The 21,180-nt window shown below is 72.5% G+C and carries 19 protein-coding genes and 2 tRNA genes; 7 read left to right on the top strand and 14 right to left on the bottom strand.

Annotated features, from left to right (window positions below; translation table 11 throughout):
• Positions 1–159: 159 nt before the first annotated feature.
• From def to ACZ4VF_RS37190, 8 genes are all read right to left on the bottom strand, one after another.
• Positions 160–810, bottom strand: a complete 651-nt coding sequence (gene def / locus ACZ4VF_RS37225; RefSeq protein ID WP_467931611.1) for a peptide deformylase — start codon at positions 808–810, stop codon at positions 160–162.
• A 62-nt stretch (positions 811–872) separates the two neighbouring features.
• Entirely contained in the window at positions 873–1,853 is a 981-nt protein-coding gene (locus ACZ4VF_RS37220; protein ID WP_467931610.1) for a hypothetical protein, read from the bottom strand.
• Between the two features lie 99 nt (positions 1,854–1,952).
• Entirely contained in the window at positions 1,953–3,236 is a 1,284-nt protein-coding gene (locus tag ACZ4VF_RS37215; protein WP_467931609.1) for an HD-GYP domain-containing protein, read from the bottom strand.
• A 442-nt stretch (positions 3,237–3,678) separates the two neighbouring features.
• Positions 3,679–4,983, bottom strand: a complete 1,305-nt coding sequence (locus ACZ4VF_RS37210) for an HD-GYP domain-containing protein (protein ID WP_467931607.1) — start codon at positions 4,981–4,983, stop codon at positions 3,679–3,681.
• Positions 4,984–5,135: 152 nt separating this feature from the next.
• Positions 5,136–5,447 carry a mycothiol system anti-sigma-R factor gene (gene rsrA, locus ACZ4VF_RS37205; protein WP_030657159.1) on the bottom strand — a complete coding sequence of 104 codons (312 nt, stop codon included), beginning with the start codon at positions 5,445–5,447 and terminating at the stop codon, positions 5,136–5,138.
• Positions 5,444–6,139 (bottom strand): RNA polymerase sigma factor SigR, encoded by a 696-nt coding sequence (gene sigR, locus ACZ4VF_RS37200; protein ID WP_356158220.1) that lies wholly within the window; start codon positions 6,137–6,139, stop codon positions 5,444–5,446. The genes rsrA and sigR overlap by 4 nt, the downstream gene beginning before the upstream one ends.
• A 298-nt stretch (positions 6,140–6,437) precedes the next feature.
• The gene (locus tag ACZ4VF_RS37195; protein WP_467931624.1) at positions 6,438–7,055 is read right to left on the bottom strand and encodes an alpha/beta hydrolase family protein; all 618 of its coding nucleotides are present in this window, start codon (positions 7,053–7,055) and stop codon (positions 6,438–6,440) included.
• Positions 7,056–7,065: 10 nt separating this feature from the next.
• On the bottom strand, positions 7,066–7,881 hold the full coding sequence (locus ACZ4VF_RS37190; protein ID WP_467931606.1) for an SOS response-associated peptidase: 816 nt from the start codon (positions 7,879–7,881) through the stop codon (positions 7,066–7,068).
• Positions 7,882–7,931: 50 nt separating this feature from the next.
• Here ACZ4VF_RS37190 and ACZ4VF_RS37185 point away from each other — a divergent pair, with 50 nt between their 5' ends.
• The 4 genes from ACZ4VF_RS37185 to ACZ4VF_RS37170 all read left to right on the top strand — a co-directional run bounded on the left by ACZ4VF_RS37185 (position 7,932) and on the right by ACZ4VF_RS37170 (position 11,443).
• Positions 7,932–8,654, top strand: coding sequence for a M50 family metallopeptidase (locus ACZ4VF_RS37185; protein ID WP_467931605.1), 723 nt, complete (start codon positions 7,932–7,934; stop codon positions 8,652–8,654).
• A gap of 28 nt (positions 8,655–8,682) precedes the next feature.
• Positions 8,683–9,999 (top strand): 3-phosphoshikimate 1-carboxyvinyltransferase, encoded by a 1,317-nt coding sequence (gene aroA, locus ACZ4VF_RS37180; RefSeq protein WP_467931603.1) that lies wholly within the window; start codon positions 8,683–8,685, stop codon positions 9,997–9,999.
• Positions 10,000–10,012: 13 nt separating this feature from the next.
• Positions 10,013–11,023, top strand: coding sequence for a ribosome small subunit-dependent GTPase A (gene rsgA, locus ACZ4VF_RS37175; RefSeq protein ID WP_467931602.1), 1,011 nt, complete (start codon positions 10,013–10,015; stop codon positions 11,021–11,023).
• Positions 11,024–11,119: 96 nt separating this feature from the next.
• Positions 11,120–11,443 (top strand): DMT family transporter, encoded by a 324-nt coding sequence (locus ACZ4VF_RS37170; RefSeq protein WP_030787784.1) that lies wholly within the window; start codon positions 11,120–11,122, stop codon positions 11,441–11,443.
• A gap of 129 nt (positions 11,444–11,572) precedes the next feature.
• Here ACZ4VF_RS37170 and ACZ4VF_RS37165 read toward each other — a convergent pair whose 3' ends face one another.
• The gene (locus tag ACZ4VF_RS37165; RefSeq protein ID WP_467931601.1) at positions 11,573–12,178 is read right to left on the bottom strand and encodes a TetR/AcrR family transcriptional regulator; all 606 of its coding nucleotides are present in this window, start codon (positions 12,176–12,178) and stop codon (positions 11,573–11,575) included.
• A gap of 186 nt (positions 12,179–12,364) precedes the next feature.
• Between ACZ4VF_RS37165 and hisN the strand changes: the two genes are divergently transcribed.
• Together hisN and ACZ4VF_RS37155 are read left to right on the top strand one after the other, a co-directional pair.
• Positions 12,365–13,165, top strand: a complete 801-nt coding sequence (gene hisN, locus ACZ4VF_RS37160; protein ID WP_467931599.1) for a histidinol-phosphatase — start codon at positions 12,365–12,367, stop codon at positions 13,163–13,165.
• Positions 13,166–13,334: 169 nt separating this feature from the next.
• A complete protein-coding gene (locus ACZ4VF_RS37155; RefSeq protein WP_467931598.1) occupies positions 13,335–13,730 on the top strand; it encodes a CBS domain-containing protein in 396 nt (131 codons plus the stop codon).
• 68 nt (positions 13,731–13,798) lie between these two features.
• Here ACZ4VF_RS37155 and ACZ4VF_RS37150 read toward each other — a convergent pair whose 3' ends face one another.
• A complete protein-coding gene (locus ACZ4VF_RS37150; protein ID WP_467931597.1) occupies positions 13,799–15,253 on the bottom strand; it encodes a catalase in 1,455 nt (484 codons plus the stop codon).
• A 145-nt stretch (positions 15,254–15,398) separates the two neighbouring features.
• Between ACZ4VF_RS37150 and ACZ4VF_RS37145 the strand changes: the two genes are divergently transcribed.
• Positions 15,399–15,815: a Fur family transcriptional regulator gene (locus tag ACZ4VF_RS37145; protein ID WP_467931596.1), complete on the top strand. Its 417-nt coding sequence runs from the start codon at positions 15,399–15,401 to the stop codon at positions 15,813–15,815.
• Positions 15,816–15,927: 112 nt separating this feature from the next.
• Here ACZ4VF_RS37145 and ACZ4VF_RS37140 read toward each other — a convergent pair.
• The 4 genes from ACZ4VF_RS37140 to ACZ4VF_RS37125 form a co-directional block, all read right to left on the bottom strand.
• Positions 15,928–16,001, bottom strand: a tRNA-Met gene (locus ACZ4VF_RS37140).
• A gap of 67 nt (positions 16,002–16,068) precedes the next feature.
• Positions 16,069–17,880, bottom strand: coding sequence for a tetratricopeptide repeat protein (locus ACZ4VF_RS37135; RefSeq protein WP_467931595.1), 1,812 nt, complete (start codon positions 17,878–17,880; stop codon positions 16,069–16,071).
• A gap of 205 nt (positions 17,881–18,085) precedes the next feature.
• A tRNA-Met gene (locus tag ACZ4VF_RS37130) sits at positions 18,086–18,159 on the bottom strand.
• 41 nt (positions 18,160–18,200) lie between these two features.
• The gene (locus ACZ4VF_RS37125; protein ID WP_467931623.1) at positions 18,201–21,167 is read right to left on the bottom strand and encodes a UPF0182 family membrane protein; all 2,967 of its coding nucleotides are present in this window, start codon (positions 21,165–21,167) and stop codon (positions 18,201–18,203) included.
• Between the last annotated feature and the right edge of the window lie 13 nt (positions 21,168–21,180).

Below are 21,180 nucleotides of genomic sequence, written 5' to 3'. Positions count from 1 at the left end.
CACGGTGCCGAGAATCCCCCCTTGTGTGACTGATCGGGGATCACCAGGAGCACGGAAGGGATCGGCTGTACGACGCACGCGCGAACGGCCGGCGGCCGCACGAAAGCGCCCCGGCCAGGAAGGATCCCGGCCGGGGCGCCCCGAGTGACGCGGTGCTGCTCAGTCGTTGGCGACCACGGGGTAGCGTGGCTCGTTCTCGGCCATCTGCCGCAGCGCGTCCTTGCGGTCCCGCTTGGACAGCCGGTCGATGTACAGGTAGCCGTAGAGGTGGTCGGTCTCGTGCTGCAAACAGCGCGCGAAGTAGCCGGTGCCGCGGACCTTGACCGGGTTGCCCCGCTCGTCCTGGCCGGTCACCTCGGCGTAGTCGGGGCGCGCGAGCGGCGCGTACGCCGTGGGCACGGACAGGCAGCCCTCGTTGCTGTCGTCCAGCCGGCGCCGCTCGGCGGGCAGGTCGACCAGCTTCGGGTTGCACACCACGCCGACGTGCCGGACGCCCTCGTCGTCCGGGCAGTCGTAGACGAAGACCTTCAGGTCGACACCGATCTGGTTGGCGGCCAGGCCCACGCCCTCGGCGGTGCGCTGGCTGGCGAACATGTCGGCGACCAGCTGCTGCAGCTCCTCGCCGAACTCGGTGACGTCCCTGCACTCCTTGTGCAGCACCGGGTTGCCGACCACCGTGATCGGCCGCGAGGTGCCCCGCTCACGCCAGGCCCTCTCGCGCTCCTCGCAGTCCTCCGTGTCGACGACGTAGCCCTCGTCGTCGACGGGGAGCACGCCCGCGTGCTGCTGATCGGTGTCCTGCTGCGCCATGACCGACGTACGCCTTCCTCGGAAAAACAGGGAGTGATGCTGATACAGGGTACGGCGACCGGTCAGCAGACCTCTTCCAGATCCCGCCAGTCACGCGAGTCCGGGCTGTCCGCGACCCACCCGTCCAGCAGCCCCCGGACCAGCGAGGGCGGCGCGGCCACCCCGCACTCCCGCTCCGGCACCCACAGCTGCCCGTCCGTCCGGTGTCCCAGCGGCCCGGGATGCCCCGGCTCGCTGTGGTCGTGCGGGTCGAGGTGCACGCCCTCTCCCTCGTCGGACGGCATGCGGGACTCGCTGCACATCCGGCACAGCAGCCGCACCGAGGACGACCAGTCCTCCGCGGCGAACCCCGCGTCCGCGGCCAGCTGCTCCAGCGCGTCCCGGTCCGCCTCGGTGGCCGCCTCCAGGAGGACCACCCAGGTGGGGACGGGCGACGGCGCCCACAGCTCGATCTCGTCGAAGACCGGGTAGGAGTGCCCGGTGGACGTGGTGCGCTCGCCGTGCGGGACGCCGTCGTGCAGCACGACCTCGCCCCAGCGCCGCCCGGACGAGGGAAGCGGGATGGACAGCACCTCCAGCCGGGCCGGGTCCAGCCTGCGGCCCCAGACCACCTCGGCCTCGCCCTCCGGGGAGAGCCGTACGGCCGCGCTGCCCAGCTCCATGCCGACCGGCTCCGCGGCGGCCGCGGCGCCCCCGGGCACCTTCAGCCCGTACGCCTGCCAGGCGCGGCGGGCCAGCGGCCAGTCCTGCAGGGCGGTGGCGGCGATGCCGACGTTCCACCAGTCGGGCGCCCCGGTCTCCCGGTCGAGCAGGGCGACCGCGCGCAGTCCGGCGGCACGGGCCTGCTCCCAGTCGTGCCGGAACTTGTGCAGCAGCGCCAGGTTGAACCAGGACTCCGACAGCCAGGGTTCCAGATCGGCGGCGCGTGTCAGCAGCTCGCCCGCGTCCTCGTACCGGCCGTCGCCGATGAGCGTGAACGCCCGGTCGGTGGCCTGCCGCCAGGAGGCGGAGGGCCGGTGCCGTCCCTTGCCGAAGATCCTCACGATTCCCGCCTGCCAGTTCCATTTCCCGCTGTGGGCTGGCTTGTGCCCCCGGACACCCTCTCCCTCGCATCCAACCACGTACGGAAGGAAAGGCGCTCATTACCCATGGGTTACCCAGCCGGGCAGGGGATCAGACAGTTCCGTTCGTCTCACCGGCGCGGGCTCCCGGGCGCAGGGGGGCCGGGCCAGCACCCGGGCGAGCGACTCCACGACCTCGGGGGCGTAGACACCGGCGGTGCCGAGACGCAGCTCCTCCAGCGCGCGCAGCGGACCCTCGGGGCCGGCACCCCGGGACCTCTCCTCGTAGGCGTTCACGGCCCGGACGATGCGGGCGGCGAGCGGCTGCTCCGGGTAGGGGTCGGCCTGCCGCTCCACGATCACGGCGACGGCCGGGTCGACGCCGGTCTGCCGGACGACGGCCCCGCCGAGCAGGGCGATCCGCCTCTGCTGCGCGGCGGGCAGGGCGGCGGTCGCTCCGCCCGGCACCGGGTCGACCAGGCTGAGCTGGCCGATGTCGTGCATCAGCGCCGCGTACTCCAGGACGGTCAGCTCGGGGCCGGTCAGGCCGAGGTCCCGGCCGACGGCCTGGCTGAGCGCGGCGACGCGGTGGGCGTGCCCGGCGGGGGTGCAGCCGGCGATCTCGGTGGCGCGGGCGAGGGAGGCGATGGTCTGCCGGTAGGTGGCGCGGACGGCCGCGTACCGGCGCAGGGACAGCTGGACGAGCAGCATGGGCAGGCAGAACACGGGCAGCGCCCACAGGCCGACGACGGCGACCGCGAGCGCCATCACCGCGCCGGTCGCGCAGACGGCGGAGCCGATGCCGAGCAGCCCGCGCAGCTCCTCGCGCAGCAGCGGGCCGAACGGCCAGCGGGTGCGGCAGTGGGCGAGCGCGGCGGCCAGCACGGCGCCGCACAGGGAGGTGAGGGCCGGCAGGGCGAGCAGCAGCAGGGCGTAGGCGGGGCCGCTCCAGGAGGTGAAGACGCCCCGGTTGTACAGGGGTTGGAAGCAGACGGCGGCGAAGGCGACGGTGAGGAGACGGCGGGCCAGGTGGTCGGCGGTGGGGCTGCCGCCGGACCAGATGTGCGGGACGGCGCCGAGCACGGTGGCGACGAGGACGACGGTGACGACCTGGGCGGCGTCGTGCTGGCTGGGCCGCCCGGCGTCGTCGCCCAGCAGGGCGTACGCGAGGGAGCAGGCGGCGCCGAGGGGCGCGGCCTGCCGGCGTCCGTGGGCGTCGCTCCACCGGGTCAGCTCGCCCACGGTGACGAGCACGCCGAAGGCCAGCGCGACACCCCGGTCGTGCAGGCCGGTCCACAGGGTGCCGGCGAGGGAGCCGGCCGCGACGAGGGCGGCGGCGCCGTGGATGAGCCGCAGGACGGTCACCGGGACGTTCCGGCGCCGACGACCGTCACCGGGGGCGGCCCTCACCGGAACGCTCCGGCGTCGGCGGCCCGCTCCACGGGCCGGCTTCGCCGTGGCCCTCCGGGGGCCACCCTCTTCACGAGCGGCTCCACCGGCACCCTCCGGTACCGGTGGCCGTCTCCCCGGACCGGCTCCACCGGGACGCTCCGGTGCCGGCGCCCGTCTCCGCGAACGGGCTCCTCCGACACCCTCCGGTGCCGGCGCCCGTCACCCCGGACCGGCTCCACCGGCACCCTCCAGCCCCGACGCCCGTCACCCCGGACCGGCTCCACCGACACCCTCCAGCCCCGACGCCCGTCACCCCGGACCGGCTCCACCGGCACCCTCCAGCCCCGACGCCCGTCACCGCGAACCCGCCCCACCGGCACCCTCCGGTACCGGTGGCCGTCTCCCCGGGCCGGCTTCACCGGGACGCTCCGGTGCCGGCGCCCGTCTCCGCGAGCGGGCCGGCGTGGGCCGGTTCGTCGGCGGTGACCGCCGGGTGCCAGCCGGAGCGGCGCAGGGCGCGGACGAGGGCGCCGACCATGCGGGGGTCGAAGTGCGCGCCGGCGCAGCGCTCCAGCTCGGCGACGGCGGCCTCGACCGGGCGGGCGCGGCTGTAGCTGCGGGTGGAGGTCATGGCGTCGAAGGCGTCCGCGACGGCGACGATCCGCGCGCACTCGGGGATCCGGTCGCCGCTCAGGCCGTACGGGTAGCCGCTGCCGTCGAGCCGCTCGTGGTGGTGGAGGATCGCCGCGCGGGCCTCGCCGAGGAAGGAGATGCCGCGGACCATCTCGTGGCCGTACTCGGGGTGCAGCTCGATGATCCGCCGCTCCTCGGGGGTGAGCGGGCCGTTCTTGCGCAGCAGCCGGGTGGGTACCCCGAGTTTTCCGACGTCGTGCAGGATGCCGGCGAAGCGGAGCACCTCCACGCGCTCGTCGTCCAGGCCGAGTTCGCGGGCGATCAGCACGGAGGCGTGTCCGACGCGTTCGCTGTGCCCGCGGGTGTAGCCGTCCTTGATGTCGACGGCCTGCACGAGGGCGCGGATGGTGGCCTGGTGGGCGGCGCGTTCGCGGTGGTACTGGGCGAACACCCACCAGGAGACGCACATCGGCAGCAGCACGAGCAGCGCGGCGACCGGGCCGTACGGGCTGCGCCACAGCACCGCCGTCATCAGACCGGCGAGTCCGTGGACGGCGACGGGCGCGAGGAAGCGGGGAAGCAGCCCGCGCCAGGCCCGCCGCAGCGGCACCAGCCCCGCCGCCGCGCGCAGGCCGCCGTCGAGCGCGGTGAGCACCAGGCAGAAGGCGAGTACGGCCGCGCCGGCGGGCGGCAGGGTGCACGGGAAGTCGGGGCCGGCGAGCGTGGCCCGGCCGCCGAGCCCCTCGTGCACCCGGGCGGCGGCCCACACGGCGAGCGCGGGCTGCGCGGCCCGCCAGACGCGCCGCGGCAGCGCGGGGGCGTGCTCGACCGGCGAGAGCAGGGCGGCGGGCACGGCGACGAGCGCGGCGGCCGACGGGGGCAGCAGGAACGCACCGGCGAGCAGCACCGGGTAGAAGGGGCCGCCGAAGCGGCGGCGTACGACGTGCTCGCAGGCCGCGTAGAGCGCGGCGAGCAGAGCCGTCGCTCCCCAGGGGGTGTGCGCGACGGGCGGGGGCAGGAGGCAGAGGGCGGACAGCAGGGCGACGCCGGTGACATAGCCGCGTGCCCTCGCCGGTACCGCGTCCATCGAGCCCCTCCCCGACCTCCCCGACCGTGCCCGTCCAGGCTCGGAGCGTAGGACGGGGATCGGCGGGCGCGGGGCCTATGACCTGAGGATTAGCACGTTCGGGTGATGACGGTGATGACGCTTCCGTGTCCCGGGGTGGCCCGGGAGACGGGTCAGGACTCCTGCGGTGCCGCCGGGGCCTTGGTCACGTCGTGCTCGGGCACGGTCTGCCCGGAGCGGATCAGGTCGATCCGCCCCATGACCTTGGCCCGCAGGTCGGCGGGCACGTCGTCATGCCCGCAGCACCGCTTCACCAGCTTCTTCACGGCCTGCTCCAGGCCGTACTTCTCCAGGCACGGCGAGCATTCCTCGAAGTGGTGCTGGAACTTGTCGCGGTCGACGTCCGGCATCTCGCTGTCGAGGAACTCGTACAGATGGTCGAGGACCTCACTGCAGTCCGTCTCGTGCGGCTCTCCGCAGCTCATGAGCCCGAGCCTTTCGCTTCGTTCGACTCTCCGGCGCCGGCGGGGACCAGTCCGCGCTCACGGGCGTAGTCCTCCAGCATGCCGCGCAGTTGACGGCGGCCCCGGTGCAGCCGGGACATCACCGTCCCGATGGGTGTCCCCATGATGTCCGCGATCTCCTTGTAGGCAAAGCCCTCCACGTCCGCGAGGTAGACGGCGATGCGGAACTCCTCGGGGATCGCCTGCAGGGCTTCCTTCACGTCCGAGTCGGGCAGGTGGTCGAGCGCCTGCGACTCGGCGGAGCGCAGACCGGTCGACATGTGCGACTCGGCGCGGGCGAGCTGCCAGTCCTCGATCTCCTCCGCGGCGGAGCGCTGGGGTTCGCGCTGCTTCTTGCGGTAGGAGTTGATGAACGTGTTGGTGAGGATGCGGTACAGCCACGCCTTGAGGTTGGTGCCCTCGCGGAACTGGTGGAAGGACGCGTACGCCTTGGCGTACGTCTCCTGCACCAGGTCCTCGGCGTCGGCGGGGTTGCGCGTCATGCGCAGCGCCGCCGAGTACATCTGGTCGAGGAACTCGAGCGCGTCCCGCTCGAAGCGCGCGCTGCGCTCCGAGGTCGTCTCGTCGGACGCGTCCGCGCCGGCGCCCTGGCCCTCGGGCAGCTCCGCCTGGCCGTTGTCGGTCCCTGCGTCGGTACCGGTGACCGGACCCACCTCCTCAAGATCCCGGGCGGGACCGGAACCGATCCCACTCGTTTCGGAGGATAGAACACGACCCGTGCCCGCCGCCGCTCGGACGGGAGCGGTCCTGGCCGCGTGCAGCACCGTCCAGTCCAGGTCGGCGCCGCGCGTACGGCTCGAACCGAACTCTGCCGGGCGCGGCCCGCCCACGGTGACGGGAGGGCAGATGGTCGAACCCATGCGGCGGACTTCCTCTCCTACGACGTCGGTGCCGGAACCTCAGCACTTCTGTCCGCCTCAACAGAGGTCCGCCGCGCGGCATTCCCAGGGGTCACCCGAGTGACGCGATCCACTGCGCGACACCGTCGGTGATGATCTCCAGGGCCCGCTCCTGGCTGATCTCCGCCCGCTTGGGGACCGCGAACCCGTGATCCCCGTACGGCACCTCGATCAGCCCGAAGTCACCGTCGGGGAACTCCTCCGGCCTCCCGAACGGGTCGTTGCCGCCCTGCACGACCAGCGTCGGCACCCCGGCGGCCGGCAGTTCGTCGGCGCGGGACCTCTCGGGCCTGCCCGGCGGGTGCAGCGGGAAGCCGAGCGCGAGCACGGCGTGCGCGCCCAGCCCGGCCGCCGTACGGCAGGCGACCCGGGCCCCGGCGCTGCGGCCGCCGGAGATCACCGGCAGTCCCCTCCCGGCCAGGACGGGCCAGATGCCGCGCCAGCCGGCGTCCAGGGTCTTCGGCGCGGGGGCCATCTTCTTCCCGGCGACGCGCCAGGGCTGTTCCACCAGGGCCACGGTCACGCCGTGCCCCGGGAGCACCCGGGCGAGCGCCTGCAGGTCCCGCGCCTCGATGCCTCCGCCCGCGCCGTGGCCCACGGCCAGCACCAGTCGTGCCCGCTTCGCCTCGTGCCAGGTGACGCGGGCTGTCCCGGCGTCGGTCTCGACCATCTCGTCCACGCTAGAAGAGTGTGCCCTCTTCCGGCGCCTCGAGCTCCTTCAGCAGCTCCGGACCGTTGTTGCGGACGTTGCTGACGGCCGTGGAGACCGGGTAGGCGCGCATGAGGCCGGCCGGGGGCGGGGCGAGCAGTCCGCGCAGGTCGTCGGGGTCGGTGCGGGAGGGGTCGAGCCAGGCGTCCCAGCGGTCCGGGGTGAGCATCAGCGGCATCCGGGGGTGGATCTCGGCGAGGGAGTGCGGGCCCTCGGCGGGGGCGACGGCCAGCGGGGTCCGCTCCGCCTCGGTGGTGATCACCGAGCAGGTGACCCACCAGGCCTGGGGGTGGTCGTCGGGCAGGGTGCCGTCGCGCCAGAACTCGTACAGGCCGGCCATCGCGAACACCGAGCCGTCGGCGGGGGTGACGAAGTACGGCTGCTTGCGCGGCCGCTTCTTCTTCCCCTCCACCTCCAGCTCGCGCTCCTGCCTGCCGGTGACCCACTCGTAGTAGCCGTCGGCGGGCAGGATGCAGCGGCGGGCGGCGAAGGCGCGCCGGAAGGCGGGCTTCTCGTGCACGGTCTCCGCGCGGGCGTTGATCATCCGGGCGCCGCCCTCGGGGGTCTTGGCCCAGGACGGGACCAGCCCCCACCTGAGCTTGCGCAGCTGGCGAACCGGACGCGGGGAGTCCGCGTCTTTCAGGGGACGGTCCAGGACGGCGTAGACCTCCTTGGTGGGAGCGACGTTGTAGTCGGCCTCCAGGGTCTCCTCCGGCTCCCATTTCTCGATCTCAAAGGTTCCCGCGAGATCCTCGGGCCTACGACTCGATGCATACCGTCCGCACATACGTGCCACACTGCCAGATTCCGCACAGGGAAAGGGAGCCATCAGCCCCCATGGACAGCCTCGCCGCCACCGCGCTGCCCGACCTCTGGGACCGGCTCACCGGGACCCAGCCCGATCCCGACCTGTGGGTGGTGCTGGCCACCCTGGGCGCGGCGCTCGCCGTGGTCGTCCCGCACCCCGTGTGGCGGATATCCCGCAACGCGGTCACCATCGCGCACGAGGGCGGCCACGGTCTGGTCGCCCTGCTCACCGGCCGGCAGCTCACCGGTATCCGGCTGCACTCCGACACCAGCGGGCTCACCGTGAGCCGGGGCAAGCCGTACGGGCTCGGCATGATCCTGACGGCCGCCGCCGGGTACACCGCGCCCTCCCTGCTGGGCCTCGGCGGGGCCGCGCTGCTGGCCACCGGGCGCATCACGCTGCTGCTGTGGGCGGCCACCGCCCTGCTGGTGGCGATGCTGGTGATGATCCGCAACGCGTACGGCGTACTGACCGTGGTCCTCGCGGGCGGGGCGTTCCTGCTGGTGTCCTGGCTGGCGGGGCCGCAGGTGCAGGCGGCGTTCGCCTACGCGGTGGTGTGGTTCCTGCTGTTCGGCGGGGTGCGGCCGCCGTTCGAGCTGCAGGCCAAGCGGTCGCGGGGAGGCGCGGGCGACTCGGACGCGGACCAGCTGTCGCGGCTGACGCACGTACCGGCGGGCCTGTGGCTGTTCCTGTTCCACGCGGTGTCGCTGTGCTCGCTGATCGGCGGGGGCCGCTGGCTGCTGGAGGGTTGACACCGGGCCCTGCTTATAAAGTGGCCTCATGGCCCCGAACACCGCCTCTCCCGCCCTCTGGCCCGCCCCGCACGCGAGCGGGGCCGTCGACGCGACGGTCCACGTGCCGGGGTCCAAGTCGGTCACCAACCGCGCCCTGGTCCTGGCCGCCCTGGCCGCCGAGCCCGGCTGGCTGCGCCGCCCGCTGCGGTCCCGGGACACCCTGCTGATGGCCGGGGCCCTCAGGGCCATGGGTGTCGAGATCGAGGAGGGAGTGGGCCCCGACGGCACCGGCGAGGCCTGGCGGGTGCTGCCGACGGAGCTGCGCGGCCCGGCCACGGTCGACGTCGGCAACGCGGGCACGGTGATGCGGTTCCTGCCGCCGGTGGCCGCGCTGGCCGACGGCCCGATCCGGTTCGACGGGGACCCGCGGTCGTACGAGCGTCCCCTGCACGGCGTGATCGACGCGCTGCGCGCGCTGGGCGCCCGGATCGACGACGACGGCCGGGGCGCCCTGCCGCTGACCGTGCACGGCGGTGGCGCCCTGGACGGCGGTCCGGTGTCGGTCGACGCCTCCTCGTCCTCCCAGTTCGTGTCCGCGCTGCTGCTGTCCGGCCCCCGCTTCAACCAGGGCGTCGAGGTCCGTCACACCGGCGCGAGCCTGCCGTCCCTGCCGCACATCCGGATGACGGTGGACATGCTGCGCTCGGTCGGCGCCCAGGTGGACACCCCGGAGTCGGGCGGCGAGCCGAACGTGTGGCGGGTGACGCCGGGCGCGCTGCTCGGCCGGGACCTGACGATCGAGCCGGACCTGTCCAACGCGCAGCCGTTCCTGGCGGCGGCCCTGGTCACCGGCGGCAAGGTGCTGATCCCGGACTGGCCGGCCCGCACCACCCAGCCGGGCGACCGGCTGCGGGAGATCTTCACCGAGATGGGCGGTTCCTGCGAACTCACCGAGTACGGGCTGGAGTTCACCGGTTCGGGTGCGATCCACGGCATCGACGTGGACCTGGGCGACGTCGGTGAGCTGACCCCGGGCATCGCGGCGGTCGCCGCGCTCGCCGACTCCCCCTCCACCCTGCGGGGCGTGGCCCATCTGCGGTTGCACGAGACGGACCGGCTGGCCGCGCTCACCAAGGAGATCAACGAGCTGGGCGGGGACGTCACCGAGACGGCCGACGGCCTGCACATCCGCCCGCGCCCGCTGCACGGCGGGACCTTCCACACCTACGAGGACCACCGCATGGCGACCGCCGGAGCGATCATCGGCCTGGCCGTGCCGGGGGTGCGGATCGAGAACGTGGCGACGACGGCGAAGACCCTGCCGGACTTCCCCGAGCTGTGGACCGGGATGCTCGGGCAGTAGGGACACGTACGCCATGCGCCGCTACGGCAAGCACACCGACGAGGACGACATCCGCAGCCGCCCCAACCGCAAGGGCAACCGGCCGCGGACGAGCATCCGGCCCAAGCACGAGGACGCGGCCGAGGGAATGGTCCTCACCGTCGACCGGGGGCGGCTGACCTGTCTGGTCGAGGACCGGATCGTGATAGCGATGAAGGCCCGCGAACTGGGCCGCAAGGCGGCCGTGGTCGGCGACCGGGTGGCCCTGGTCGGCGACCTGACCGGCAGGAAGGACACCCTCGCGCGGATCGTCCGCATCGAGGAGCGCACGTCGCTGCTGCGGCGCACGGCCGACGACGACGATCCGTACGAGCGGGTGGTCGTGGCGAACGCGGACCAGCTGGCGATCGTCACGGCCCTGGCCGACCCCGAACCCCGCCCGCGCCTGATCGACCGCTGCCTGGTCGCCGCCTTCGACGGCGGCCTGGAGCCGCTGCTGGTGATGACCAAGTCGGACCTGGCCTCCCCGGACAAGCTGCTGGAGCTGTACGGCGACCTGGACATCCCGTACGTGGTCACCAGCCGCGACGAGCTGGAGAGCGGGGACGCGGCGGACCGGGTGCGCACCCACCTCGACGGCAAGATCACCGCGTTCGTGGGCCACTCGGGCGTCGGCAAGACGACCCTGGTCAACGCGCTGGTGCCGGAGGAGCGCCGGCGGGTGACGGGCCATGTGAACGCGGTGACGGGCCGCGGCCGGCACACCACCACCTCCGCCCTCGCCCTGCCGCTGACCGGTGCGGACGGCTGGGTCGTCGACACCCCCGGGGTCCGCTCCTTCGGCCTGGCCCACATCGACCCGTCCCGGGTGATCCACGCCTTCCCGGACCTCGAACCGGGCACGGAGGGCTGCCCGCGCGCGTGCAGCCACGACGAGCCGGACTGCGCGCTGGACGCGTGGGTCGAGGAGGGTCACGCGGACCCGGCGCGGCTGTACTCGCTGCGCCGGCTGCTGGCCACCAGGGAGCGCACGGAAGGCGACTGAGGAAGGCTGCCGAGCCTGGCGTTGTTTGCCGTGGCGTGAGTCCGGTAAGTGCATAATCGCACCAGCCGGAGATCCGGACCAACGGGAGGAACGCACATGGCGTGGCTGCTGGTCATAGTGGCCGGGATTCTGGAGACCGGTTTCGCCGTGTGCCTGAAGCTCTCGCACGGGTTCACCCGCCTGTGGCCGACGATCGCCTTCGCGTCGTTCGCCCTGGGCAGTTTCGGTCTGCTGACCCTCTCCCTGAAGAAGCTGGACGTCGGCCCGGCGTATGCCGTCTGGACCGGCATCGGCGCGGCGGGTACCGCGATCTACGGCATGGTCTTCCTCGGCGACCTGGTCTCCACCCTGAAGATCGTCTCGATCAGCCTGGTCATCGTCGGGGTGATCGGACTTCAGCTGTCGGGGTCGGCCCACTAGGGGGCGGGGGCACCGGCCGGGTGCTGGTGGTCCGCCCGGGCCGTGGATCCCGGAGCGCCGGCCGCCCACGCCGGTGCCGCGTCGCGCGAGCGCGGAGCCGCGCGTCCGGCGACGGCGATGCCCGCGGCCTCACACCAGGTGCCGGGGCAGTACCGCCCGCACCAGCTCCCCCATCCCGCCCTCGCCGGGCGGGGCCGCCACGCAGGACAGGGCGAGGCGTACGACCAGTTCGCAGGAGCGCAGCAGTTCGGCGGTGTCGGCCGGGTCCGCGCCGGGGCCGGCCAGCGCGGTCGCCGCGCGGTCCCGGACGATCCGCACGAAGTCGCGGGGCGCGGGCAGCGGCCCGTCCGCCCGGTGCTGCGCCGGTACCGCGGTGGTGGACGGTACGGCGGTGAGCGGCGGGCTCGGCAGCCACTCGGTCCAGCAGCCGGTGAGCATGGCCCGGACCAGCGCGTTCTCCCGGGCCGCCGTGGCCGTCCACTCGGCGGTGGCGGTCAGCCGGTCCCTCGCTCCGGCCGCGCCGGCGAGGGCCCGCTCGACACCGGCGAGGTATCCGTCGGCCTCCCGCCGCACCAGCGCCCGGGCCAGGCCGTCCTTGCTGCCGAACTCGTTGTACAGGGTCTGCCGGGACACCCGCGCCTGTACGGCCACGTCGACCATCCGCACCGCGGACCAGGGCCGGCGCGCGAGCGCCCGGTACGCGGCGTCCAACAGCGATTCCCGGGCAGCGGGCATCCTCGCCTCCCTGGAGCACGGCGACTCTGCGCCCAGATTTGACGCGCTCGTATGCACTGTCAAGGGTTCGCGCCCCCGTACGCGGGTCGTCGGCGGCTCTCACGCGGGCGCGCGACACCGCGTACGGCCGCGCCGCCACCGCCCCCTTGTAGCCCGGCACCGACCCCGGCGGATACCGTGCCTTACATGCCCGACTACCTCGACGACCTGCGCCTCGCCCACGTCCTCGCGGACGCCGCCGACGCCGCCACCATGGCCCGCTTCAAGGCTCTCGACCTGAAGGTGGAGACGAAGCCGGACATGACGCCGGTGAGCGAGGCGGACAAGGCGGCGGAAGAGCTGATCCGCGGCCAGCTCCAGCGCGCCCGCCCCCGGGACGCCGTCCTCGGCGAGGAGTACGGCATCGAGGGCAGCGGTCCCCGCCGCTGGGTGGTCGACCCGATCGACGGCACCAAGAACTACGTCCGCGGTGTGCCCGTGTGGGCGACGCTGATCTCCCTGATGGAGGCGGGCGAGGGCGGCTACGAGCCCGTCGTCGGCCTCGTCTCCGCCCCCGCCCTCGGCCGCCGCTGGTGGGCCGCGAAGGGCCACGGCGCGTTCACCGGCCGCAACCTCACCTCCGCGGCCCGCATCCACACCTCCCGGGTCGGCAAGCTCGCGGACGCCTCGTTCGCGTACTCCTCGCTGTCCGGCTGGGAGGAGCAGGGCCGTCTGGACGGCTTCCTGGACCTCGGCCGCCAGGTGTGGCGCACGCGCGCGTACGGGGACTTCTGGCCGTACATGATGGTCGCCGAGGGGTCCGTGGACATCTGCGCCGAGCCGGAGCTGTCCCTGTGGGACATGGCCGCCAACGCGGTCATCGTGACGGAGGCGGGCGGCACGTTCACCGGTCTCGACGGCCGCCCGGGCCCGCACAGCGGCAACGCGGCGGCGTCCAACGGCCTGCTCCACGACGAGCTGCTGGAGTACCTCCGGCCGCGTCGGTGAGACGCCACCGGGACGCCGGTGAGGAAGGGGAGTACTCCCGGTACGCCCTCAACGGGCCTCGCACGCCCCCTTGTTGACCCTCCCTTTACCTGGCACTCTGGGTCCACCCCCACATGTGAACTTGTGAATCCCCGAACCGACCGGGGATTCCCAGGAAGGTGGCCCATCCATGCTCGTCCGTGACGCCATGAGCACGGTGATCCTCACCCTCGGCCCCGCCCACACCCTGCGCCAGGCAGCCGCCCTGATGTCCGCCCGCCGCGTCGGCGCCGCCGTGGTCCTGGACCCGGACGCCGGCGGCATCGGCATCCTCACCGAACGCGACATCCTCAACTCCGTCGGCCTGGGCCAGAACCCGGACGCGGAGCGCATCCACGCCCACACCACCACCGACGTCGTCTTCGCGGCCCCCACCTGGACCCTGGAGGAGGCGGCCCGGGCCATGGCCCACGGCGGCTTCCGGCACCTGGTCGTCCTGGACCGGGGGGAGGTGGCCGGGATCGTCTCGGTCCGCGACATCATCCGCCGCTGGGCCCCGGCCCGCGAACCGGCCCCCGTGTCCTGATCACGCGAAAGCGGGCCGGACCCCGAGCACCGTGGGGTCCGGCCCGCCCAGCCGCGAAGGCGGCCGGCTCAGCCGCTCAGCGCCTGCACCGCCGCCTCGAGCCGCTTGCCGTAGTCGGCGTCGGCGTTGCGGAAGTTGCCGACGGCGCGCTCGACGATGTCCTCGCGCGAGACCTTGGAGAGGAAACCGGCCAGGTTGGCGACCAGCCGCTCCTTCTCCGCCTCCGACATCAGCCGGTAGAGGTTGCCCGCCTGCACGAAGTCGTCGTCCTCGGCGTGCAGGGGCGTCGGGTGGTTGCCGGTGCCGCCGGTGAAGCCGTCGAACGGCTGCCACAGCGGCCGGCCGGTCTGCTGCGGCCCGCCGAAGCTGTTCGGCTCGTAGTTCTTCGCCGCGCCGTGCCGGCCGTCGTAGAGGAAGCCGTCGCGGGAGTTGGTGCGCGCCTCGGTGGCGTGCGGGCGGTTCACCGGCAGGTGGTCGGCGTTGATGCCGACGCGGTAGCGGTGCGCGTCTCCGTAGGCGAAGAGCCGGCCCTGGAGCATCTTGTCGGGCGACGGCCCGATGCCGGGCACGAAGTGCGCCGGGGAGAAGATCGACTGCTCGACCTCGGCGAAGATGTTCCGCGGGTTGCGGTTCAGCTCCAGCTTGCCGATCTCGATGACCGGGTAGTCCGCGTGCGGCCACACCTTGGTCAGGTCGAACGGGTTGAAGCGGTACGTCGCCGCGTCCGCCGCCGGCATGATCTGCACGCCCACGGTCCAGCTCGGGAACTCGCCGCGCTCGATGGCCTCGCGCAGGTCGCGCTGGTGCGAGTCGGGGTCCCGGCCCGCGAGGACCTCGGCCTCCTCCGCGGTGAGGTTCTTGATCCCCTGGTCGGTCTTGAAGTGGTACTTGACCCAGAAGACCTCACCCGCCGCGTTGTTCCACTGGTAGGTGTGCGAGCCGAAGCCGTCCATGTGCCGGTACGACGCCGGGATGCCGCGGTCGCCGAAGAGCCAGGTCACCTGGTGGGTCGACTCCGGGGACAGCGACCAGAAGTCCCACACGTTGTCGGCCTCCGTGGAGCCGGTGTAGGGGTCGCGCTTCTGGGTGTGGATGAAGTCCGGGAACTTGACCGCGTCCCGGATGAAGAAGACCGGGGTGTTGTTGCCGACGAGGTCGTAGTTGCCCTCCTCGGTGTAGAACTTCAGCGCGAAGCCGCGCGGGTCGCGGACGGCGTCCGCCGCGCCGAGGTTGCCGGCCACGGTCGAGAAGCGCAGGAAGACCTCGGTCTGCTTGCCGGCCTCGGAGAGGAAGGCCGCGCGCGTGTACGGCGTGACGTCGGCGGTCACCGTGAAGGTGCCGTAGGCGCCGGCCCCTCGGGCGTGCACCACGCGCTCGGGGATGCGCTCGCGGTTGAAGTGCGCGAGCTTCTCCAGCAGCAGCTGGTCCTGGACCAGGACCGGCCCGCCGACGCCGGCCGTCTCGCTGTTCTGGTTGTCGGCGACCGGAGCACCGGCCTCCGTGGTGAGCGGTCCCTGCGTCACGTGCGCCTCCTGCGTCATCACTGACTAGTCCTGTCCTGTGGCCAAAGTCGTTTCCGATCCTACAATGGACTTTGTCTAAGTCAAGCGGTGATCCAAAGTCACACCTATTCCCGACCTGGTGCTCCTTCCTGTTAGGCTGGTGGCCATGAGCGACCTTCTGGAACGGCTGCGTGGACGCGGATGGCGGATGACCGCGCAGCGGCGCGTGGTGGCCGAGGTCCTGGACGGCGAGCACGTCCACCTGACGGCCGACGAGGTCCATGCGCGCGCTGTCGCGAAGCTGCCCGAGATCTCCCGGGCGACCGTCTACAACACCCTGGGCGAGCTGGTCACGCTCGGCGAGGTGCTGGAAGTCACGACGGACAAGCGCGCCAAGCGGTACGACCCCAACGCACACCGGCCGCACCACCACCTGGTCTGCGCCCGGTGCGGTGCGATCCGTGACGTGCACCCGACCGGCAACCCCCTCGCCGACCTCCCCGACGCGGAGCGCTTCGGCTTCGCCGTGTCGGATGTCGAGGTGACGTACCGGGGGCTGTGCCCGAACTGCGCGAGCGCCTAGCGCACCCGAACGCGAAGAAGCCCCGGCATCCGCCGGGGCTTCTCTTCCGTGTGCGCGCAGGAAAACACCGAGGGCCGGAACCCATCTCTGGACTCCGGCCCTCGGCCTTCAGTAGCGGGGACAGGATTTGAACCTGCGACCTCTGGGTTATGAGCCCAGCGAGCTACCGAGCTGCTCCACCCCGCGTCGGTGAACACGACACTACGTGACCCCTGCGCCCCGGCGCAAATCGCTTGGCGGCGAGTGCCCCAGGTCACGCCGACAGCTCCTCGCGCAGCGCGTCCCGCAGGCGCCCCGCGCGCTCCGCCACCTCCGCCGGCCCCAGGGCCACCGCCCGGTCGGCCCACCGCTGCCCCTCCGCCAGCTCTCCGCGACGCGCGTAGACCAGGGCCAGCCGGAGGGCCGCCCGTCCGTGCCCGGCGTCCGCCGCGCGGGTCCACCACACCGCGGCCTCCGGCTCGCTGCCCTCGCGGGCGAGCAGCAGGCCCAGGTTGAAGGCGCCGTTGCGGGAGCCGGCCTCGGCCGCCGCCCGGTACCAGCGTGCCGCCTCCACCACGTCACCCCGGGCCGCCGCGAGCATGCCGACCCGGACCTGCGCCCGCCGGTGCCCCTGCGCGGCCGCACGCTCGTACCACTCCTCGCACTCGGTCTTCTCCTGCACCGTCTCGCCCAGCTCGTGCGCGGGCTCCGGTGGCCGGCGCGCGTCGAGCAGGGCGGCCAGCCGGTACGCGCCCTCCGCGCTGCCGCCGCCCGCCGCACAGCGCAGGTGCCGTTCGGCCTCCTGCTCGTCGCCCTCGCGCAGCCGGGCGATCCCGACCTGGAGCGCGGCCTCGGCGTGGCCCGCGGCCGCCGCCCGCTCGTACCAGCGCAGCGCCATCTCCTCCTCGCCGCGTCCGGCGTAGAGGATGCCGAGGTTGAACGCGGCGTCCACGCTGCCGGCCTCGGCGGCCTTGGAGAACCAGGGCTCGGCGCCGGTGGTGTCGCCGCCCTGGAGCAGCAGGATGGCCAGCGCGTTCGCGGCCTCCCGGTGTCCGGCGTAGGCGGCCCGCCGGTACCACTGCTCGGCCTGGGCGGTCCGGCCCTGCTCGGCGCAGAGCAGCCCGAGGTTGTAGGCGCCGTTGTCGTCGCCGGCGTTCAGCGCGGCCCGGTACCAGCGCTCGGCGGTCTGGGTCTCGCCGCGCTCGGCGTGCAGCGCGCCCAGCGCGTTGGCCGCGTTGCCGTCGCCCTCCTGGGCGGCGCGCAGCCACCACACGGCCGCGCTCTCGCTGTCGCCGGCGTCGCGCAGCAGGAAGCCGAGCGCGCAGGCGGCCCGGGGCTCGCCGTCCTTGGCCGAGGTCAGGTACCAGCGCCCGGCCTCCTTCAGCTCGCCGCGCTTCTCCAGGATCGCCCCGAGGTGCAGCGCGGCCCGCCGGTGCCCGCGCGCGGCGGCCTGCCGGTACCACTGCTCGGCCTCCGCGACAGCGTTGTCGGTCGCGGTCTCCTCCCCCGGTCCGGCCGTGCGGTCGAGCGCGCGCGCCAGCCGGTAGGCGGCCTCACGGTGTCCGCGTTCGGCGGCGGCCCGCATCCAGTGCTCGGCGCCGACGTCCCCGCGGTGCTCCAGCAGGTCGGCGAGCGCGTAGGCGCCGAGGACATGGCCCTGCTCGGCGGACTGGCGCAGCCAGTACTCGGCGGCGGGCTCGTCCCCGCGCTCGCGGTGGTGGCGTCCCAGGGCGTGCGCCGCGGCGGCGGAACCGGCTACGGCGGCGATCCGCCACCAGCCGGCCGCCTCCTCCGGGTAGCCGCGCTGGTGCAGCAGGACGCCCAGGTTGTTGGCGGCGGCCCGGTCGCCGGCCGCGGTGGCCGCACGCAGATGGGGTTCGGCTCCGTCGAGGTCGCCGCGGCGCAGCAGCATGGCTCCGAGGACGCTCGCCGCCTCGACGTCACCGCTCTGCGCGGCGAGCGCGAGGCGCGTCTCCTCGGCGGCCTCCCCCATGTCCGCCATCTCGTCGCGGGCCGGCTCCGTACCGGCAGGTTGCACAAATCGCCCTGTCCCGAACAGATTTGCCTTGTCCCCCATAACGTCCATCGTCGCACCACCTGCAACCTGGGTACACCCGGTATACCGCAGCCCGTGAGGTCACTTCAGCGTTTTGTCGACATGCCCACAGGGAGACAAGTCAAACACATACCGCCCAACTCCCCACGGCGGCGCGGCCGTCCCTCCCCCCGGTACATGAGTTCGCACACCACGAAGGCCCGGATCCCTGTAGGATCCGGGCCTTCGACTTCAGTAGCGGGGACAGGATTTGAACCTGCGACCTCTGGGTTATGAGCCCAGCGAGCTACCGAGCTGCTCCACCCCGCGCCGTTGCTGGTCAACCGTACCACGGCGCGGAGGCGTCTTGATCAGTTCCCGTTCTTGCCGCCGGCCTTGTCGCCGGTCTTGTCGCCGGTCTTGTCGCTGGTCTTGTCGCTGGTCGCGGCCTTGTCGCCGTTCTTGCCGCCGGTCCGCTCGCCGGCCTTGGACTGGGCTTCCTCGGCCCGCTTCAGCGCGTCCTGGAGCTCCTTCTGCGCCTTGGCGTACGCGTCCCAGTCCGGCCCCTGCTTCAGCGCCTCCTGCCCGGCGTCGAAGGCTTTCTGGGCGTCTTCCAGGGCCTGCCTGACGGTGGGGTTGACGGTGCCCGGCGGGTTGGTGGTGCCGGTACCGGGTGGCTCTGCGGCCGAACTCCTGGTGCCGAAGACCTTGTCGAGCGCCTCGCCGAGCGTGTTCTCGAACGCGGTCTGGCCCTCGTAGGTGACCAGAACCTTGCGCAGCAGGGGGTACTTCAGACCACCACCGCGGACGTAGACGGGTTCGACATAGAGCAGGCCGCCGTCCAGGGGCACGGTCAGCAGGTTGCCGTACTCGACCTCCGAGTCGCCGCCCTTGAGGAGTTTGATCGCGGCGGCGATGTCCTGTTCGGAGTTGAACTGGCTCTGGACCTGTTTCGGTCCGTCGACGGTCGTACTGGTCGGCAGTTTCAGGATTCTGATCCGCCCGTAGTCGGGCGTGCCGGCCTCGGCGTCGACGGACATGAACGCGCTCAGGTTGTACCGCCCGTTGGGCGTGAACGTCGTCGACAGCGAGAACGCCTGCCGTGTCTGGTCCGGCATCTTCATGCTCAGGTAGTAGGGCGGCACCGCGTTGCCCGACTTGTTGGTCGGGTCGTCCGGCACCTGCCACACCTCGCTGCCGGTGAGGAAGGTCTCGGCGTCCGTCACGTGGTAGCGGGTGAGCAGCTCGCGCTGCACCTTGAACAGGTCCTGCGGGTAGCGCAGGTGCCCCATCAGCTCCGGGGAGATCGCGCCGCGCGGCTCGACCGTGCCGGGGAACGCCTTCATCCAGGTCTTGAGCACGGGGTCCTTGGTGTCCCACTCGTACAGCTTGACCTCGCCGGTGTAGGCGTCGACCGTCGCCTTCACCGAGTTGCGGATGTAGTTGACCTGGTTCTGCTGGGCCACCACCGCGCGCGAGTTGTTCGTCGCCGTCAGCGAGTCGGCCGTCGTGTCCCCGAGGGTCGTACGGGAGGAGTACGGGTAGCCGTTGGTGGTCGTGTAGGCGTCGACGATCCACTGGATGCGGCCCTTGACGACGGCCGGGTAGGCGTCGCCGTCGATGGTCAGCCAGGGGGCGACCGCCTCGACCCGCTCCTTGGGCGTGCGGTTGTACAGGATCCGCGAGCCCTTGCCGATCGCGCCCGAGTAGAGGATCTGCGGCTCGTTGAACGCCACGGCGTACGCCGCCCGGTTGACCGGGTTGTCGAGGTTGACCCCGCTCCCGCCCCGGTAGCTGGTGGTCTTCTCGCCCTTGTTGTCGGAGTAGTCGATCTCCTTCTGGGGACCGCCGACGATCGAGTAGGCGGTGGTCTTCTCGCCGTAGTAGATCCGCTGCTGGTACGTGCCGAGGTCACCCCGGGACGGCAGGTCGTACTCGGTGAAGACCGGCTCGCCGTTGCCGTTGGCCTCGGTGCCCTTGGCGGCGACCACGCCGTAGCCGTGCGTGTAACGGAAGTGGTCGTTGATCCAGTTGTTCTTCGGGACGCCGTCCAGGTTCAGCTCGCGCAGACCGAGGACGGTGTCCTGCTCCTTGCCGTCCTTGGTGGGGTACCGGTCGACGTCCAGGTTGGTCGGGAACCCGTAGTAGTTCTTCATCTGCTGGAGCACCTGGAACGTCGGCGAGACGATGTTCGGGTCCAGGATGCGGATGCTCGCCGCGTCGTTGGCGTCGTCGCGGAGCTTCGCCTTGTCCGTGGTGGTCGACTTGCCCGCGTACTCGGTGACCTCGGTGTCGTCGATGCCGTACGCGTCGCGGGTCGCCTTCAGGTTCTTCTGGACGTACGGCGCCTCCTTCGCCTGTTCGTTCGGCTGGACCTGGAACTTCTGCACGATCGCCGGGTACAGACCGCCGATCAGGATCGCGGACAGCACCATCAGGCCGAACCCGATGACCGGCAGCTGCCAGGTGCGCCGCCACAGCGTGGCGAAGAACAGCAGCGCGCAGATGACGGCGATGCAGAACAGGATCGTCTTCGCCGGCAGGTAGGCGTTGGCGTCGACGTACCGCAGGCCGGTCCAGTTGTCGGTCGCCTTGAAGTCGCTGGACTTGACCGCGAGACCGTACCGGTCGAGCCAGTAGGCGACGGCCTTGAGCGCGACGAAGATGCCGAGCAGCACCGACAGGTGCCCGGTCGCGGCGGCCGTGGCACGCGCGCCCGGGCTGGTGACGCGCAGCCCGCCGTACAGGTAGTGGGTGAGCGCGGCGGCGATCAGGCACAGGATGGCGGCGGCGAAGCCGAAGCCCAGCAGGAAGCGGTACCAGGGCAGGTCGAAGGCGTAGAAGGAGACGTCCAGGTGGAACTGCGGGTCCTTCTCGTGGAACGGCACGCCGTTCACCCACATCAGCCAGATCCGCCACTGGCTCGACGCCGACGCGCCGGCGATCAGCCCGACCAGGGCGGTCACCGCGAGCAGCAGCCACTTCTTGTACGGCGCGACGGCCATGCGGTAGCGGTCGAGGCTCTGCTGCTCCATGGACATGGCGCTGAGCGGGGGCCGCAGCCGGTGCGCGAGCCAGATGTTGAGGCCGACCGCGGACGCCATCAGCAGGCCGAAGACGAAGAACAGCCCGATCTTGGTGGACAGGGTGGTGGTGAACACGGACGAGTAGTGCACCGACCGGTACCACAGCCAGTCCGTCCAGAAGCCCGCGAACATCGTGAACGCCATGCCGAGGACGGCAAGGACGCCCAGTGTCACGAGCAGGACTCGGACCCTCCGGGACGGGCGGCCCGCTCTGATCCGTGGCCCCGTCGGGCCTCCGCCGCGGTCCGGCATCTGGAAAGCCAAG

The organism is Streptomyces sp. NPDC029151 (genome assembly GCF_055564315.1).
Note: the sequence above shows the minus strand (reverse complement) of the source record. Positions and strands in the feature narration are given on the sequence as shown.